This window comes from Acuticoccus kandeliae (assembly GCF_003073115.1).
The window spans coordinates 1,311,199-1,324,399 of record NZ_QBBV01000001.1 but is presented as its reverse complement, the minus strand read 5'-3'; the positions used below and the strand labels follow the sequence as shown (position 1 = coordinate 1,324,399).

Annotated in this window: 10 protein-coding genes; 4 read left to right on the top strand and 6 right to left on the bottom strand. The window is 70.5% G+C overall.

Annotation, left to right across the window (positions count from 1 at the left end; genetic code table 11):
* Positions 1 to 194: 194 nt before the first annotated feature.
* On the top strand, positions 195 to 1,124 hold the full coding sequence (locus tag DBV35_RS06075) for a 50S ribosomal protein L11 methyltransferase (RefSeq protein WP_108659300.1): 930 nt from the start codon (positions 195 to 197) through the stop codon (positions 1,122 to 1,124).
* Between the two features lie 80 nt (positions 1,125 to 1,204).
* Here the strand turns inward: DBV35_RS06075 and DBV35_RS06070 are convergent, their stop codons facing one another.
* Positions 1,205 to 1,426 carry a hypothetical protein gene (locus DBV35_RS06070; RefSeq protein ID WP_108659299.1) on the bottom strand — a complete coding sequence of 74 codons (222 nt, stop codon included), beginning with the start codon at positions 1,424 to 1,426 and terminating at the stop codon, positions 1,205 to 1,207.
* A 253-nt stretch (positions 1,427 to 1,679) separates the two neighbouring features.
* Here DBV35_RS06070 and DBV35_RS06065 point away from each other — a divergent pair, with 253 nt between their 5' ends.
* Positions 1,680 to 3,485 carry an aminopeptidase P family protein gene (locus DBV35_RS06065; RefSeq protein ID WP_108659298.1) on the top strand — a complete coding sequence of 602 codons (1,806 nt, stop codon included), beginning with the start codon at positions 1,680 to 1,682 and terminating at the stop codon, positions 3,483 to 3,485.
* 18 nt (positions 3,486 to 3,503) lie between these two features.
* On the opposite strand, the gene DBV35_RS06060 is transcribed toward DBV35_RS06065, so the two are convergent.
* Both DBV35_RS06060 and DBV35_RS30135 read right to left on the bottom strand, forming a co-directional pair.
* Positions 3,504 to 5,288, bottom strand: a complete 1,785-nt coding sequence (locus DBV35_RS06060; RefSeq protein WP_245943854.1) for a chloride channel protein — start codon at positions 5,286 to 5,288, stop codon at positions 3,504 to 3,506.
* Positions 5,288 to 5,782, bottom strand: a complete 495-nt coding sequence (locus DBV35_RS30135; protein ID WP_157961598.1) for a thioesterase family protein — start codon at positions 5,780 to 5,782, stop codon at positions 5,288 to 5,290. The genes DBV35_RS06060 and DBV35_RS30135 overlap by 1 nt, the downstream gene beginning before the upstream one ends.
* Before the next feature lie 84 nt (positions 5,783 to 5,866).
* Here DBV35_RS30135 and DBV35_RS30130 point away from each other — a divergent pair, with 84 nt between their 5' ends.
* A complete protein-coding gene (locus DBV35_RS30130) occupies positions 5,867 to 7,267 on the top strand; it encodes an FAD-binding oxidoreductase (RefSeq protein ID WP_205648483.1) in 1,401 nt (466 codons plus the stop codon).
* 117 nt (positions 7,268 to 7,384) lie between these two features.
* Positions 7,385 to 11,170, top strand: a complete 3,786-nt coding sequence (locus DBV35_RS06050) for an AsmA family protein (RefSeq protein WP_108659297.1) — start codon at positions 7,385 to 7,387, stop codon at positions 11,168 to 11,170.
* 83 nt (positions 11,171 to 11,253) lie between these two features.
* Here DBV35_RS06050 and DBV35_RS06045 read toward each other — a convergent pair whose 3' ends face one another.
* The 3 genes from DBV35_RS06045 to fumC are packed head-to-tail and all read right to left on the bottom strand — an operon-like array spanning position 11,254 to position 13,036.
* Entirely contained in the window at positions 11,254 to 11,502 is a 249-nt protein-coding gene (locus tag DBV35_RS06045; RefSeq protein WP_108659296.1) for a ribbon-helix-helix domain-containing protein, read from the bottom strand.
* Positions 11,462 to 11,644, bottom strand: a complete 183-nt coding sequence (locus tag DBV35_RS06040; protein ID WP_108659295.1) for a DUF4169 family protein — start codon at positions 11,642 to 11,644, stop codon at positions 11,462 to 11,464. Before DBV35_RS06040 ends, DBV35_RS06045 begins: the two co-directional genes overlap by 41 nt.
* Positions 11,645 to 11,647: 3 nt before the next feature.
* The gene (fumC, locus tag DBV35_RS06035) at positions 11,648 to 13,036 is read right to left on the bottom strand and encodes a class II fumarate hydratase (RefSeq protein ID WP_108659294.1); all 1,389 of its coding nucleotides are present in this window, start codon (positions 13,034 to 13,036) and stop codon (positions 11,648 to 11,650) included.
* Positions 13,037 to 13,201 lie beyond the last annotated feature (165 nt).

Genomic DNA, 13,201 nt, shown 5'->3' with positions numbered 1-13,201 from the left:
TCCATCCGACCTCTCCCATCGGATTGGAGTGAGCCGCGCCTTGTGCGCGGCTCATTTCGTTTCGGCCCCGCGCTGGGGGCCGCAGGAGTAGCAAAAAGGCAATCGGGCTTGAGGCCGGATCGCCTTCTCCTCTAAATCACAGCGCCCGGCGCAGGCGCGCCGACACCCCCCACTCCCAGGTCCAGCACGCACCCATGGTCACCCGAGCCTTCTGCACCCTCGGCGTCGGAGACGCCTTCCAGAAGCCCGCGCTCGCGGCGCTCACGACGCTCGACGCGCTCGTCGACGAAGGGGAGCCGATCGTCTCCGTCTACCGCTCCGAGCAAGACGGCCCCTGGTTAATTGATGTGCTGTTTCAGGAGGCTGACGAATCCGCGCAAACCCGCTTTCTCGAGGCGGCAAGGTCGCTTTTGCCGGATCTGCCCCCCTTCGAGTTCGATTCGCTCGCCGAGCGCGACTGGGTGGCCGAGAGCCAGCGCCAGCTGCACCCGGTCGATGCCGGGCGATTCGTCATCTACGGCTCGCATGACAGCGCGAAGCTGCCGCCCTCGCGCTGGCGCATCGAGATCGACGCCGGCCGCGCCTTCGGAACGGCGCACCACGCCTCGACCAAGGGCTGCCTGATCGCGCTCGAACGGGTCGCCAATCGCGGCCCGCTCGGATCGATGATGGATGTGGGGACGGGGTCCGGCGTTCTCGCGATCGCCGCGGATCGCCTGGGCGCCAGCGCGGTCAAGGCCGGCGATATCGACCCCATCGCGGTGCGCGTCGCGCAGAGGAATGTCGAGGCGAACCGCTGCCGTCTGCCGATTCGCGTCGTCGTGGCGGCGGGACCGTTCGCCGAAGCGGACACGGTCGTGGCGAACATTCTCGCCCGTCCGTTGATCGCGATGGCGCCGCGGCTCGCGGCCTCGGCGCGTCGCAATCTGATCCTGTCGGGGTTGCGCACCACGGACGCGCGTCGCGTGCGTGCGGCCTATCTCAATCGCGGTTTCCGCCTCGTCGGGCGGGTGCTGATCGAGGATTGGGTGACGCTCATCCTGGAGCGTCGGGCGAGCCCCGTCACAGCGATGCGGGGCCTGCAGGCGGAGAGCTTGCGCACTCCGTTCGTCACGGAAGACTAGGCTTTCCGCGGGGTCCCGGTCATCAGCCGCCCCGCAGGGCGGCTGATCGAACCCGGTATTATCCCCGTCAGAACAGGGACTTAGTAGAAGGGATAGCCGGCCGGCTGACGGCGCTCGACTTCGGCGCGGTCATAACCGAGACGGGCGAGGGTCTCGTCGTCGAGGCTGAGAAGATAAGCGGCGACGGCGCGGTCAGCCTGACGCTTGCGCGAGGCAACGATGCCAGCGCCGAGACGGCTGAAGAAACCACGCTCCTTGTCGGAGCCGGTGAGGACGTAGTCGCGAGCGGTAACAGTCGACATTGCAGCGTAACTCCAGATTTGTGCGCCGCAGCAACCCTTGGGTCAGGTTCGGTCCGCAGCGGGGATGAGCCATACCTAACGATTGGGACCGCTCCCACAACGCACCTCACTGCATGGCTGCCTCCGCATATTGCAACGCAACAAAAGTGGGCATCTGATGCCCATCAAATGACAAGCTCGGTTTGCCTGCCCGAATGGCTTGCGCGGGGGCTCGCGGTGATCTTTGGCTTGCCGAGCGTCCACCTTCAGGCAAATGTCAGCCATGCCATTTCAGACCTTCGCCTCCCCCTCCGTCGCCGCCGACGAATTGCGTGAGCGAGTGGCGCGCCTGCGCCATCTGTTCGATGCGCTCGGCGTGGACGGGTTCGTCGTCCCCCATGAGGATGAATATCAATCCGAGTATCTCCCGGCCTCGGATGAGCGGCTCGCCTATATCTGCGGGTTCACCGGCTCGGCGGGCCGGGCGATCATCCTGAAGGACAAGGCGCTGTTCCTGACGGACGGGCGCTACACCCTCCAGGCCGAGACGCAGGTTCCGGGCGACGTCTACGCCCGGCTCAGCGAGCCGGACGACGTGCGCGCCTGGATGAAAGAGCATCTCGCGGGAATCCGCCTCGGCGTCGACCCGAAGCTCCACAGCCGGTCCGACCTTGAGGGGCTCGCCGCGCGCGCGAAGGACCTCACCCTCGTGCGCCTCGAGCGCAACCCGGTGGACGAGATCTGGACCGACCGCCCCCTCCCCCCGCGCGGCGCGGTGACGGCCCATCCGCTGCCGCTCGCCGGCAGGACGCCGGAGGAGAAGATCGCCACCATCCGCGACGCGATGAAGGGCGACGCCGTCCTCGTCGCGGCGAGCGACGCGGTGAGCTGGCTCCTCAACTGGCGCGGGGCCGACGTCGCCCACACGCCCCTCGTCCTCTCCCGCGCCTTCATCCCGCGGGAGGGGAAGATCACCGTCTTCGTCGATCCCGAGAAGGTGCCGGACGCGGTCGCCGAGGCCGTCGCCCCGATCGCGACGCTCGTCGCGCCCGATTCCTATCTCGCGACCCTCGCCGCGCTGTCGAAGGGACTCACCGTCGAGGCGGACCCGGCGCGCACCTCCGATGCGGCGCTGACGGCGATCGAGACGGACGGCAAGCTGAAAAGCGCGACCGATCCGACGCTGCGCCCGAAGGCCATCAAGAACGAGGCCGAGATCGCCGGGATGCGCGCCGCCCACTGGCGCGACGGGCTCGCCCTCACCCGCTTCCTCGCCTGGGCGGACGAGAACGCGGCCGGCCGCACCGAGATCGACCTCGTCGAGGCGCTCGAAGGCTTCCGCCGGGAGGTCGGGGCCGTGGACATCTCGTTCGACACCATCTCCGGCTCGGGCCCCAACGGGGCGATCGTCCACTACCGGGTCGACACCGCCTCGAACCGCACGATCGCGGCGGACGAGCCGATCCTCATCGATTCCGGCGCCCAATATCCGGACGGGACGACGGACGTCACGCGCACCATCTGCGCCGGCACCCCGACGGACGATTTCCGCATCCAGTTCACCCGCGTCCTGAAGGGCATGATCGCGATCTCGCTCGCCCGCTTCCCCGAGGGGACCATGGGCTCCGAGCTCGACCCCCTCGCCCGCATCGCCCTCTGGCGCGCCGGGCTCGACTTCAAGCACGGCACCGGGCACGGCATTGGCGCCTATCTGTCGGTCCACGAGGGGCCGCAGGGCATCTCCAAGCGCAGCCGCGTGCCGCTCGCGGCGGGCATGGTGATCTCGAACGAGCCCGGTTACTACCGCACCGGCGCCTACGGCATCCGGATCGAGAATCTCGTCCTCGTGCGCGAGCCGTCCGTCCCGCCGGGCGGCGAGATCCCGATGCACCGCTTCGAGACGCTGACGCTCGCCCCGATCGACACGCGCCTCATCGCCCCGCACATCCTCTCGCCGGAGGAGGCGGGCTGGCTCGACTGCTATCACGCGCGGGTGCGGGGCGCCCTCTCCGGCGACCTCAACGCCAAGGAGCGGGCCTGGCTCGAAGCGCGCACGCGGCCGATCGCGCCCGAGATCTGAGGCGCGGCGCCGCCCGGATCAGCGGTGCTCCTCCTCGCTGGTCTCGACGAGCTGGCGGTTGTAGGCGCGCAGCGCCTGGACGTGGCTGACCGTGCCCACCACCAGCGCGCGGTCGCGCGGGTCCACCACCAAGAGCAAGTCGGCGCCCGACTCGTTGAAGTGGCGCAGCGCCGTCTCCAGCGTGTCGTTGGAGCGGATCTTCGGCCGGTCGGTCTCCTCCGTCAGCGTCTCCGGCTCCTCGGCGGGCGTCATGAAGGTCGCGACGGTGATCGTCTTCAGGAAATAGCGGTGCGGCCCGCTCGCGAGCACGACGCCGCGCGTCTCGAGCTGATAGTGGAAGAAGGAGCGGCCGTGGACGGCGAGGTGCAGCCCGGTCGCGATCGAGACGGTGAGGAGGAGCGCGATCGACAGCGCGTAGCCGCCCGTCAGCTCGAACACGATGACCGTCGTCGAGATCGGCGCGCCGAGGAGCGCCGAGGCGACCGCGCCCATGCCGAGGATCGCGTAGAGCCCGTGGTCGGAGGCCAGGTCCGGGAAGGCCATCGCGGCGATGATGCCGAACGAGCCGCCGGTCATCGCACCGAGATAGAGCGAGGGTGAGAAGATCCCGCCGCCGAAGCGCGAGGCGAGCGTGACCGCCGTCGCGAGGATCTTCAGCACCACGAGCAGCATCATCGTCCACAGCAGGAAGCCGCCATGGAGCGCGGTGTCGGTCGCCTCGTAGCCGACGCCGAGGATCTCGGGCGCGAAGGCGCCGATCACGCCCACCACGAGGCCGCCGATGATCGGCCGCGCCCAGGCCGGCATGATGATCGCGCGGGCCGTCTGGTCGAACACGATGAGGGCGAACTGGAAGGTGACCGCGACGCCCGCCGCGACGACGCCGAGAAGGGCGAAGGCCGGCATCTCCCAATAGGAGCCGATCGCGTAGGTCGGAATCTGGAAGGCAGCGACGTTGCCGATGAAGAGGAGCCGCGCGACGAGCGTCCCCGACACCGAGGCGATCACGATCGGCACGAACGCGCTGACGGCGTAGTGGCGCAGGATCACCTCGTGGGCGAAGAGGACGCCCGCGATCGGCGCGTTGAACGAGGCGGAGATCGCGCTCGCCGCGCCGCACGCGAGGATCACCCGGCCCGACTGGGGCGGGAGCTGCGCGATCCGCGTGAGGCCGGCCGCGAGCGTCGCGCCGAGATGGACGACCGGCCCTTCGCGGCCGGCCGACGCGCCCGCGCCGAGCGAGATGACGGTCGCACAGGCCGACCAGAGGCCGTTCACCGCCGAGACGCCGCGCCCGCCCCGCGCCGAGGCTTCGATCACGTCCGCGACGGCGCCGGGGCGGCGCCCATCGAGGATCAAGGCGTTGAAGAGGCCGACGATCGCGCCGCCGACCGTCGTCGCCGCGACGATGACCCACCAGGGCTGCGCGGAGATGGCGTCGAGCGTGTATTCGCTCATCTCGCCGAGCCAGAGCCACTGGACAGCCCCGATGCCGAGGCGGAAGACGACCGCCGCCGCCCCGACCGCCGCGCCGATCATCAGCGCGAGCAGCCACATGGCGGGGGTGCGGTTGGCGATGAAGGCGAGGATGTTCTCCATCGTCCGCGAATAGGTGTCGCGGACCCAGGAGCGGCCGTCCCCCATCTTGGCGAGGACCGCGGCGAGGCGGCGTCGCTCCTCTCCGGGCGCGTCGCCCGCGGCGTCGCTTGGCTGGCCGCTCTCCTGCGCGCCTGCCTCGCCGGCCGCGCCGCCCGATGGCGACGTGCTGCCGGCCTGCGACGCCTCGTCCCCGCCCTCGCCCATCAGGAGAGCGAAGAGATGCGCCGGCCCGCCATCGGGGGATCCCCCGCGGCCCTGTGCGCCTCGATCATCGCATCGGCGGCCGCGGCCGCCGCTTCCGGGATCGCCGCCGAGCGGCGCTCGTCGAGATCGACGTGGACGAACAGGCTCTCCGATGTCGCGGCGAGCTCGTCGTCCCCGTCCACGATCATCGTCTGGAAGCAGTGGAGGCGCTTCTGGTCCCGGCCGAGGAGCTGGAAGCTCACCCGCACGAGGTCGTGGGCCTGCACCTCGCGGCGATAGACCACATGAGTTTCGACGTTGAAGACGCTCGCATTGTGCGCGTCGCGGTACGAATCGCCGAGCCCGATCATCTCGAGCGCGATGTCCACGGTGCGATCGAACATCACATGATAGTAGGCCATGTTCAGATGGCCATTGGCGTCCAACCAGCCGAGCTCGATGGAATACGGCTCGGACCAGACGAGCGGAGCGGTGGCTCCGGAAGTGTTCAGCATGGCTCCCTTTCCTGCGATCCTGTTGTGATCATGGCGCATTTTGCTAGGGTGTTGCAAAAGCCTCACAACGATGGAACCGGGAAAATGGCGCTGCCATTGAGACAACCCACGCGCAACGACAACGGTATCGCGCTGGCAGTGCCCATCCTCAAGCAGCGTTTCGGCGACCGTTGCGACACGGGCCTCGCCATGCGCCGGCAGCATGGCCACACCACCACCTGGCTGCCGGTCGAAGCGCCGGACGCGGTCGTCTTCGTCGAGAAGGCCGAGGAGGTGGTCGACATCGTCGACATCTGCCGCACGCATGGCGTGCCGATCATCCCGTTTGGGGTCGGCACCTCGCTGGAAGGCCATGTGAACGCGCCGGCGGGGGGCATCTCGATCGACTTCTCGCGCATGAACCGGATCCTCGACGTGTTCGAGGAGGATCTCGCCTGCGTCGTCGAGCCCGGCGTCACGCGCAAGCAGCTCAACGAATATCTGCGCGATCGCGGCCTCTTTTTCCCCATCGATCCGGGCGCGGACGCGACCATCGGCGGCATGGCGGCGACCCGCGCCTCCGGCACCAACGCGGTGCGCTACGGCACGATGCGCGACAATGTGATCTCGCTGGAGGCGGTGCTCGCGAGCGGTGAGCTGATCCGCACCGCGAGCCGGGCGAAGAAATCCTCCGCCGGCTACGACATCACGCGCCTCCTCATCGGCTCGGAGGGCACGCTCGGCCTCATCACCAAGATCACGCTGAAGCTCTCCGGCATCCCGGAGGCGATCTCGGCCGCGGTCTGCCCCTTCCCCACCGTCGAGGCCGCGTGCAACGCCACCATCATGACGATCCAGTCCGGTATCCCGGTCGCGCGGATCGAGCTTCTCGACGAGCTCCAGATCCGCGCCGTCAACGCCTACTCCAAGCTGACCCTGCCCGAGCAGCCGACCCTCTTCCTCGAATTCCACGGCTCGCAGGCCGGCGTCGAGGAGCAGTCGGAGGCCGTGGCGGCGATCGCGGAGGAGTTCGGCGGCGGCCCGTTCGAGTTCTCGACCCGCGCCGAGGACCGCTCCAAGCTCTGGCAGGCACGCCACGACGCCTACTGGGCCTCGCTCGGCCTGCGCCCCGGCGCCGCCGGCATCTCCACCGACGTGTGCGTGCCGATCTCGCGCCTCTCCGAGTGTGTCGAGGAGACGCGGGCCGACCTTGAAGAGCTCAACCTCATCGCGCCGATCGTCGGCCATGTGGGGGACGGCAACTTCCACACCCTCCTCCTCGTCGACAACGACAATGCGGACGAGCGGGCGCGGGCGGCGACCTACATGGAACGGCTCGCCGAGCGCGCCGTGCGCATGGACGGCACCTGCACCGGCGAGCACGGGGTAGGCCAGGGCAAGATGAAATATCTACGCCGGGAGCTCGGCGGAACGGTCGACGTGATGCGCGCCATCAAGACGACGCTCGATCCGCACGACATCCTCAATCCGGGCAAGATCTTCTGATCCAGTGTGACGCGTCATTCCGGCCGGTTGCCAACCGAAAGGGGTACGGGGGAGCATAGAGCGCGCGACGTGCTGATCCTGCCCCACGCGATGGTGCATCGAGTATAGGGAAGCGGCGTGAATTGGATCGTCATCACGATTGGGACTGCCCTCGTTCTGGCTCTCACGGCGGCGCTGGTCGGTCCCTATTTCGTTGACTGGACGCTCTACCGGGCAACGATCGAGGCGAACGCGGAGCGCGTGCTCGGCACCGACGTCGCGATCGAGGGCGAGGCGGACGTGCGCCTTCTGCCCCGACCGCATCTGCGCCTCACCAACGTGCGCCTCGGCGATGCGGACGCGCCGCTGATGGAGGCGGCGCGGGTCGAGTTCGACGTCGACCTCGCCCCCCTCTTCAGCGGCCAGCTCAGCATCCGCACGCTCCAGCTCGACCAGCCGACCGTCTATGTCCGCGTCAATCATGATGGCGGGCTGGAGCTGCCGGACATCACCCGCGAGCGCCGCTTCGGCTCGCTCTTCGACGCCAGCGACACGAAGGTCGAAGAGGTCGCGGTGACGGACACGCGCCTCGTCCTGCGCGACGCGCGCTCCGGCACCACGCGCACGCTGGAGAATGTGAGCCTCACCGGCAACGCGCGCTCGCTCCGCGGACCCTTCACCGTGAACGGCACGATCACCGCGGGCGGCGGCGCGCAGGAATTCCGCATCGCCGGCGGCGCGATGGACGCGAGCGGAGCGATGCCGATCTCGGCGCGCGCCGCCCTCCCCGCGCTCGGCGCGAGCGTGGCGCTGGACGCGACGCTCTCGCCCGCTCCCGCCGCACCCTCCCTCGCCGGACGCCTGACGCTGACCGGATCGGGCCCTCTCGCCTGGTCGATCGGCGGCGACCTGATGCTCGACCCGGCCCGCGTGGCGCTCGCGCGCGCCCAGCTCAGCTACGGCCCCGCCGACTCCCCGCTCGAACTCTCCGGCCGCGCCGAATACAATCTGACGCAGAACGAGCCGCTCTGGGTCACGCTGGAATCGCGCCAGATCGACCTCGACCGGATCGACCGAACCCTCGCCGGATCGGCGGGCGCGACGCCGGCCGACCCGGCCGCGAGCGCGGGCACCGCGCCCCAGGCCCCGCCGCGCGAGGCCGTCGCCCGCCTCCTCGCCCATCTCGGCCCGGCCTTTTCCGGCCTCTCCGCCGTCTCGGGCGGCGGCCTCCCCGTCTCGGCGCAGCTCGATATCGGCGCGATCGTCGCGGGGGGCGCGCTCGTGCGCGACGTGTCGGTCGAGGCGCGCACCGGGCTCAACGGGCTCACCATCGAGCGGGCGGAGGCGCTGCTGCCGGGCGAGGCGCTCATCGACACCAACGGCGTCGTCCGCGACGGGACCTATCAGGGGTCGCTCCGGATGCGCGCGGCGCAGCCCGCGAGCCTCGTGCGGTGGTGGACCGGCGAGGCGTCGGCGGCCGGCCTCATCGCGCCGATCCTCGTCGAGACCGACATCGACGTCTCGGGCGGCGGCATGATCGCGCAGCGCCTCAGCGTGCGCGTCGGAGACAGCACCGCGAACGGGCGCGCCCAATATCACCCCTCGCCGGACGCCGCGACGCCCTCCGTCATCGACGTCTCGCTCTCGGCCCCGCTCCTCAACCTCACCGACGTCGTCTCCGGCGCGCAGATCCTCGCGCTCGCGGATCTCTCCACCCAGGGCGGCACCGACCTCCTCCTCGACCTCGCGGTGGATCGGCTGCGGCTCGGCTCGATCGAGGGCTCAGCCCTCAATATCGACGCCGATTATCGCGACGGAACGCTCACCATCGACGCCTTCGTCGCCGACGACATCGCGGGCGCCGAGGTGTTCGCCTCCGGCACCATCTCCGACCTCACCGGCGCGCCCGTCGGTGCGATCGACGGGACGCTCCTCCTCTCCGACGGGAACGCGCTGGCGGCGGGCCTTGCCGAGGTCTTCCCGGCGAGCGAGACCGCCCGGCGCCTCGCCGCGATCGTCCCCGCCCTCGCGCCGGGGGACGTGCGCTTCTCGCTCGTCGGCCGGCCGGGCGAGCGGCGGCAGGACCTCTCCCTCAGCCTCTCGGGCGCGCTCGGCGGCACGCAGCTTTCCGTCGCGGCGAGCGGCGTTCCGTTCGAGGGCGAGTGGCTGACGCGGCCGCTCTCGCTGGAGATCACCGCGAGCAACCCCGATGCCGCCGCGCTGATGCGCCAGGTCGGGCTGCCCGCGGCCGACCTCGACCAGCCCTCCCCCGGCGAGTTCCGCTTCACCGCCTCCGGCGAGGCGGTCTCCGGGATCGACATCGACGCCTCGCTCGCCGCCGCCGGCGCGCATGTGGGGCTCGACGGCACGGCCCGCTTCGACGGGGCGCTGCGCTGGGAAGGGCGGCTCGAATCCTCCGCCGCGCGCCTTCCGGCCGTCGGCACGCTCCTCGGCCGCGCGCTCCCGGACGTGGGGCCGGTGCGCCTCTCGGGCCGTCTCGGCACCGACGCGGACGCCGGCCTCGCCCTCGACGACATTCGCGCGAGCGTCGACGGGGTGCGCGTCTCCGGCCGCCTCACGGCCGCTTCGGACGGCATCGGCGGGGCCCTCTCGACCGACACTGTGAACCTCCTCGCCCTCGCCGGCCTCATCCTCGGACCGGACGCGTTCGCCGCCAGCCCCGACACGCCCTGGCCGACCGCGGCGTTCGGGCCCGCCACCCTTCCGGACGTGCCGGTCTCGGTCGCGATCACCGCGAACCGGATGACGATCGGCGCGACGACACTCCAGGACGCCCGGTTCGACCTCGCCCTCGCGCCGGACCGTCTCGCGATCGACGAGCTCAGCGGCACCATCGGCGGCGGCGCGGCGTCCGGCGGCGTCTCCCTCACCCGCGACGCGCTGAGCGCCTCGCTCGCGGGCCGCCTCGCGCTCGACGGCGTTTCGCTGGCGAACCTCGTGTGGCAGCGGGACGGGCGGCCTGTCGCGACGGGGCGGCTCGACCTCTCGGCCGAGGCGGCGGCGACGGGCCACTCGGTCGCGGGCCTCGTCGCAGGCCTCTCCGGCGACGGGACGCTGTCGGTCGCGGACGGGCGCTTCATCGGCCTCAACCCCGCCCCCTTCCCGCTCCCGGCGGACGCAGGCGAGGCGGTGACGCCGGCCGAGGTGATCGCCCATCTCGACGCTTCCGACCTCACCTTCGGCACGCTCACGGGCGCGTTCGACATCAATGGCGGAACGGTGCGCCTGAAGGATTTCGCGCTCGACCGCGAGAGCGCCGTCGCGCTCGCCGACGCCTCCTTCGATCTCGGCACCTGGGACCTCGCCAGCGCCTTCGCGCTCGCCGTCCGCTCCGATGCGCCGGACGCGGCGCGGATCGGGGTGCGGATCGCGGGGCCAATGGAGAGCCCGGCGCGCAGCGTGGACGTCGCCTCGCTCGCCACGTGGCTCAGCCTGCGCGCCCTGGAGCAGCAGGTGCAGGCGGTGGAAGAGCAGAACCAGGAGCTCGCCGCCGAGGCAGACGCACGCGACGCCTCCCTCCCCGGCACGCCGCCGGCCGAGGCCCCGGCCCCAGCCGATGCCGCGGCCCCGGCCGCGACGCCGGGCGCGACGCCGGGCGCGAGCGGGCCGCAGGAGCCCTTCCGCCTCCAATCCACGCCGACGGAGGCAGCGCCGGCCGACCCGCAGCGCGGCGCCGCGCTCGACGATCCGGCCGGCGACGAGATCGAATCCCTCCTCGGCGAGCTGTCAGATACCGCGAGCGCCTACGAGGCGAGGCGCGGCACGCGAGAGCGCGTCTCGGACGAGTTGCGCCGCCGCGAGGGCGTCTCCTCGGCGGCCTCCGCCGCCTCTGGCGCGAGCCCGCTGCGGCCGCAGCCCTTCCGCGTCCTGCCGCGCGACCTTGAGCCCGCGCCCGCGAACTGACGAAAAAGGGGCCCGTGGGCCCCTCATCATCCGCATCCTTGCTGGTATCGACCCTGCCGCCGAGAGGCGACGGGTGTGGCGCGCTATTCTTTCGGCGTCGCCGTGAACGCCCAGCGCAGCACCGCGACGCGCAGCGCGGAGGCGAGCGAGCCGCCCTCGCGCCGCCGGTCGATGGACGCGATCAGCGCCGCCGTCGACAGCCCCTCGTCCCCGGCCCAGCGCTGCAGCGCCTCCCAGAAGGCAGGCTCCAGAGCAACGCTCGTCGCATGACCATGCAGGACGACCGAGCGTTTACTCAGGCCGGTCGATGCGGTGCGCTTCGAGTTTGGCATCGGCGTTCGAGGCGTTGGCGTCGTCGCGCTCCTTCTCATGGCGGGGGCGTCCGAACTTGGCGCGGTTCTGCGCAGCGGTCGCCTTTTCGGCGTCCCGCTGACGCTCTTTTCGCACGCGGCGCAGATTGATGACAGGACCCATCCGTCACTTAGGCCCGATCATCAGCTCGGGCCGCACGACTCGGTCGAAGGTCTCCTCGGTCACGAAGCCGCCGCCGACGGCCTCTTCGCGCAGCGTCGTCCCGTTCTTGTGGGCGAGCTTGGCGATCTTGGTGGCATTGTCGTAGCCGATCTCGGGCGCGAGCGCGGTCACGAGCATCAGCGAGCGCTCCATCAGGTCCTGGATCCGCTCGCGGTTCGCCTCGATGCCGACGACGCAATGGTCGGCGAAGCTCATCGCGCTGTCGGCGAGGAGGCGCACCGACTGCAGGAACGCGTCGATCATCACCGGCTTGTAGACGTTGAGCTCGAAGTGGCCCTGGCTGCCGGCGACGGTGATGGTGGTCTGGTTGCCGAACACGCGGCAGGAGACCATCGTCATCGCCTCGCACTGGGTGGGGTTCACCTTGCCCGGCATGATCGAGGAACCCGGCTCGTTCTCCGGCAGCGAGATCTCGGCAAGGCCCGAGCGCGGCCCGGAGGCGAGCAGGCGAATGTCGTTCGCGATCTTGAAGAGCGCGGTCGCGGCCGTGTTCAGCGTGCCGTGCGCGGCGACGAGCGCGTCGTGGGCGGCGAGCGCGGCGAACTTGTTCGGCGCGGTGACGAAGGGGAGCCCGGTGATCTCGGCGACCTTCGCGGCGAACGCCTCGGCAAAGCCCGGCTTGGCGTTGAGGCCGGTGCCGACGGCGGTGCCGCCCTGCGCGAGCGGGAGGAGCCCGGCGATCGAGCCCTCGACCTGCTCGATCGCATAGTCGAGCTGGGCGACATAGCCGGAGAATTCCTGCTCCAGCGTCAGCGGCGTCGCGTCCTGGGTGTGGGTGCGGCCGATCTTGATGATGCCGGCGAAGGACTTGCCCTTCGCGTCCATCGCCTCGCGCAGGTGCTTCAGCGCCGGCAGCAGGCTGTGCGTCACCTCCTCCACCGCCGCGATGTGCATCGCCGTCGGGAAGGTGTCGTTGGAAGACTGGGAGCGGTTGACGTGGTCGTTCGGGTGGATCGGGTCCTTGGAGCCGATCGTGCCGCCGAGCGCCTCGATCGCGAGGTTCGAGATGACCTCGTTGGCGTTCATGTTGGACTGGGTGCCGGAGCCGGTCTGGTAGATGACGAGCGGGAAGTTGTCGTCCATCTCGCCGGAGATGACCTTGTCGGCCGCGCCGGAGATCGCCTCGGCGAGCTTCGGCTCGAGATTGCCGAGTTCCTTGTTGGTGAGCGCGGCGGCCTTCTTGACCACGCCGAGGGCCCGGATCATCGCCGGCGGCATCTTGTCGGTGCCGATCTTGAAGTTGATCAGGCTCCGGGCCGTCTGCGCGCCCCAATAGCGCTCATTGGGGACCTCGAGCGGTCCAAAGGAGTCGGTTTCGGTTCTCGTGCTCATCCGCGGGCCTCGTGTGTCTCACGCGCCAGATAGCAGTGAACCGCGGGCCCTTCCAACGCCTTTCGGGCACAAAGTTCGGCCAATCGTGCCGAGTGCGCGCGCTGTGATGCGCGCAGCACCCCGGTGCGGCGGTCTTGCGACCGACGCGCGGGGGCGCAGCAGGGG

What these genes read in the sequence shown, in the direction of transcription:
- DBV35_RS30135 (WP_157961598.1), bottom strand. Translation starts at nt 5,782, where the DNA reads ATGCTGAACACTTCCGGAGCCACCGCTCCGCTCGTCTGGTCCGAGCCG.
- DBV35_RS06075 (WP_108659300.1), top strand. Translation starts at nt 195, where the DNA reads ATGGTCACCCGAGCCTTCTGCACCCTCGGCGTCGGAGACGCCTTCCAG.
- DBV35_RS06065 (WP_108659298.1), top strand. Translation starts at nt 1,680, where the DNA reads ATGTCAGCCATGCCATTTCAGACCTTCGCCTCCCCCTCCGTCGCCGCC.
- DBV35_RS30130 (WP_205648483.1), top strand. Translation starts at nt 5,867, where the DNA reads ATGGCGCTGCCATTGAGACAACCCACGCGCAACGACAACGGTATCGCG.
- fumC (WP_108659294.1), bottom strand. Translation starts at nt 13,036, where the DNA reads ATGAGCACGAGAACCGAAACCGACTCCTTTGGACCGCTCGAGGTCCCC.
- DBV35_RS06045 (WP_108659296.1), bottom strand. Translation starts at nt 11,502, where the DNA reads ATGCCAAACTCGAAGCGCACCGCATCGACCGGCCTGAGTAAACGCTCG.
- DBV35_RS06060 (WP_245943854.1), bottom strand. Translation starts at nt 5,288, where the DNA reads ATGGGCGAGGGCGGGGACGAGGCGTCGCAGGCCGGCAGCACGTCGCCA.
- DBV35_RS06040 (WP_108659295.1), bottom strand. Translation starts at nt 11,644, where the DNA reads ATGGGTCCTGTCATCAATCTGCGCCGCGTGCGAAAAGAGCGTCAGCGG.
- DBV35_RS06070 (WP_108659299.1), bottom strand. Translation starts at nt 1,426, where the DNA reads ATGTCGACTGTTACCGCTCGCGACTACGTCCTCACCGGCTCCGACAAG.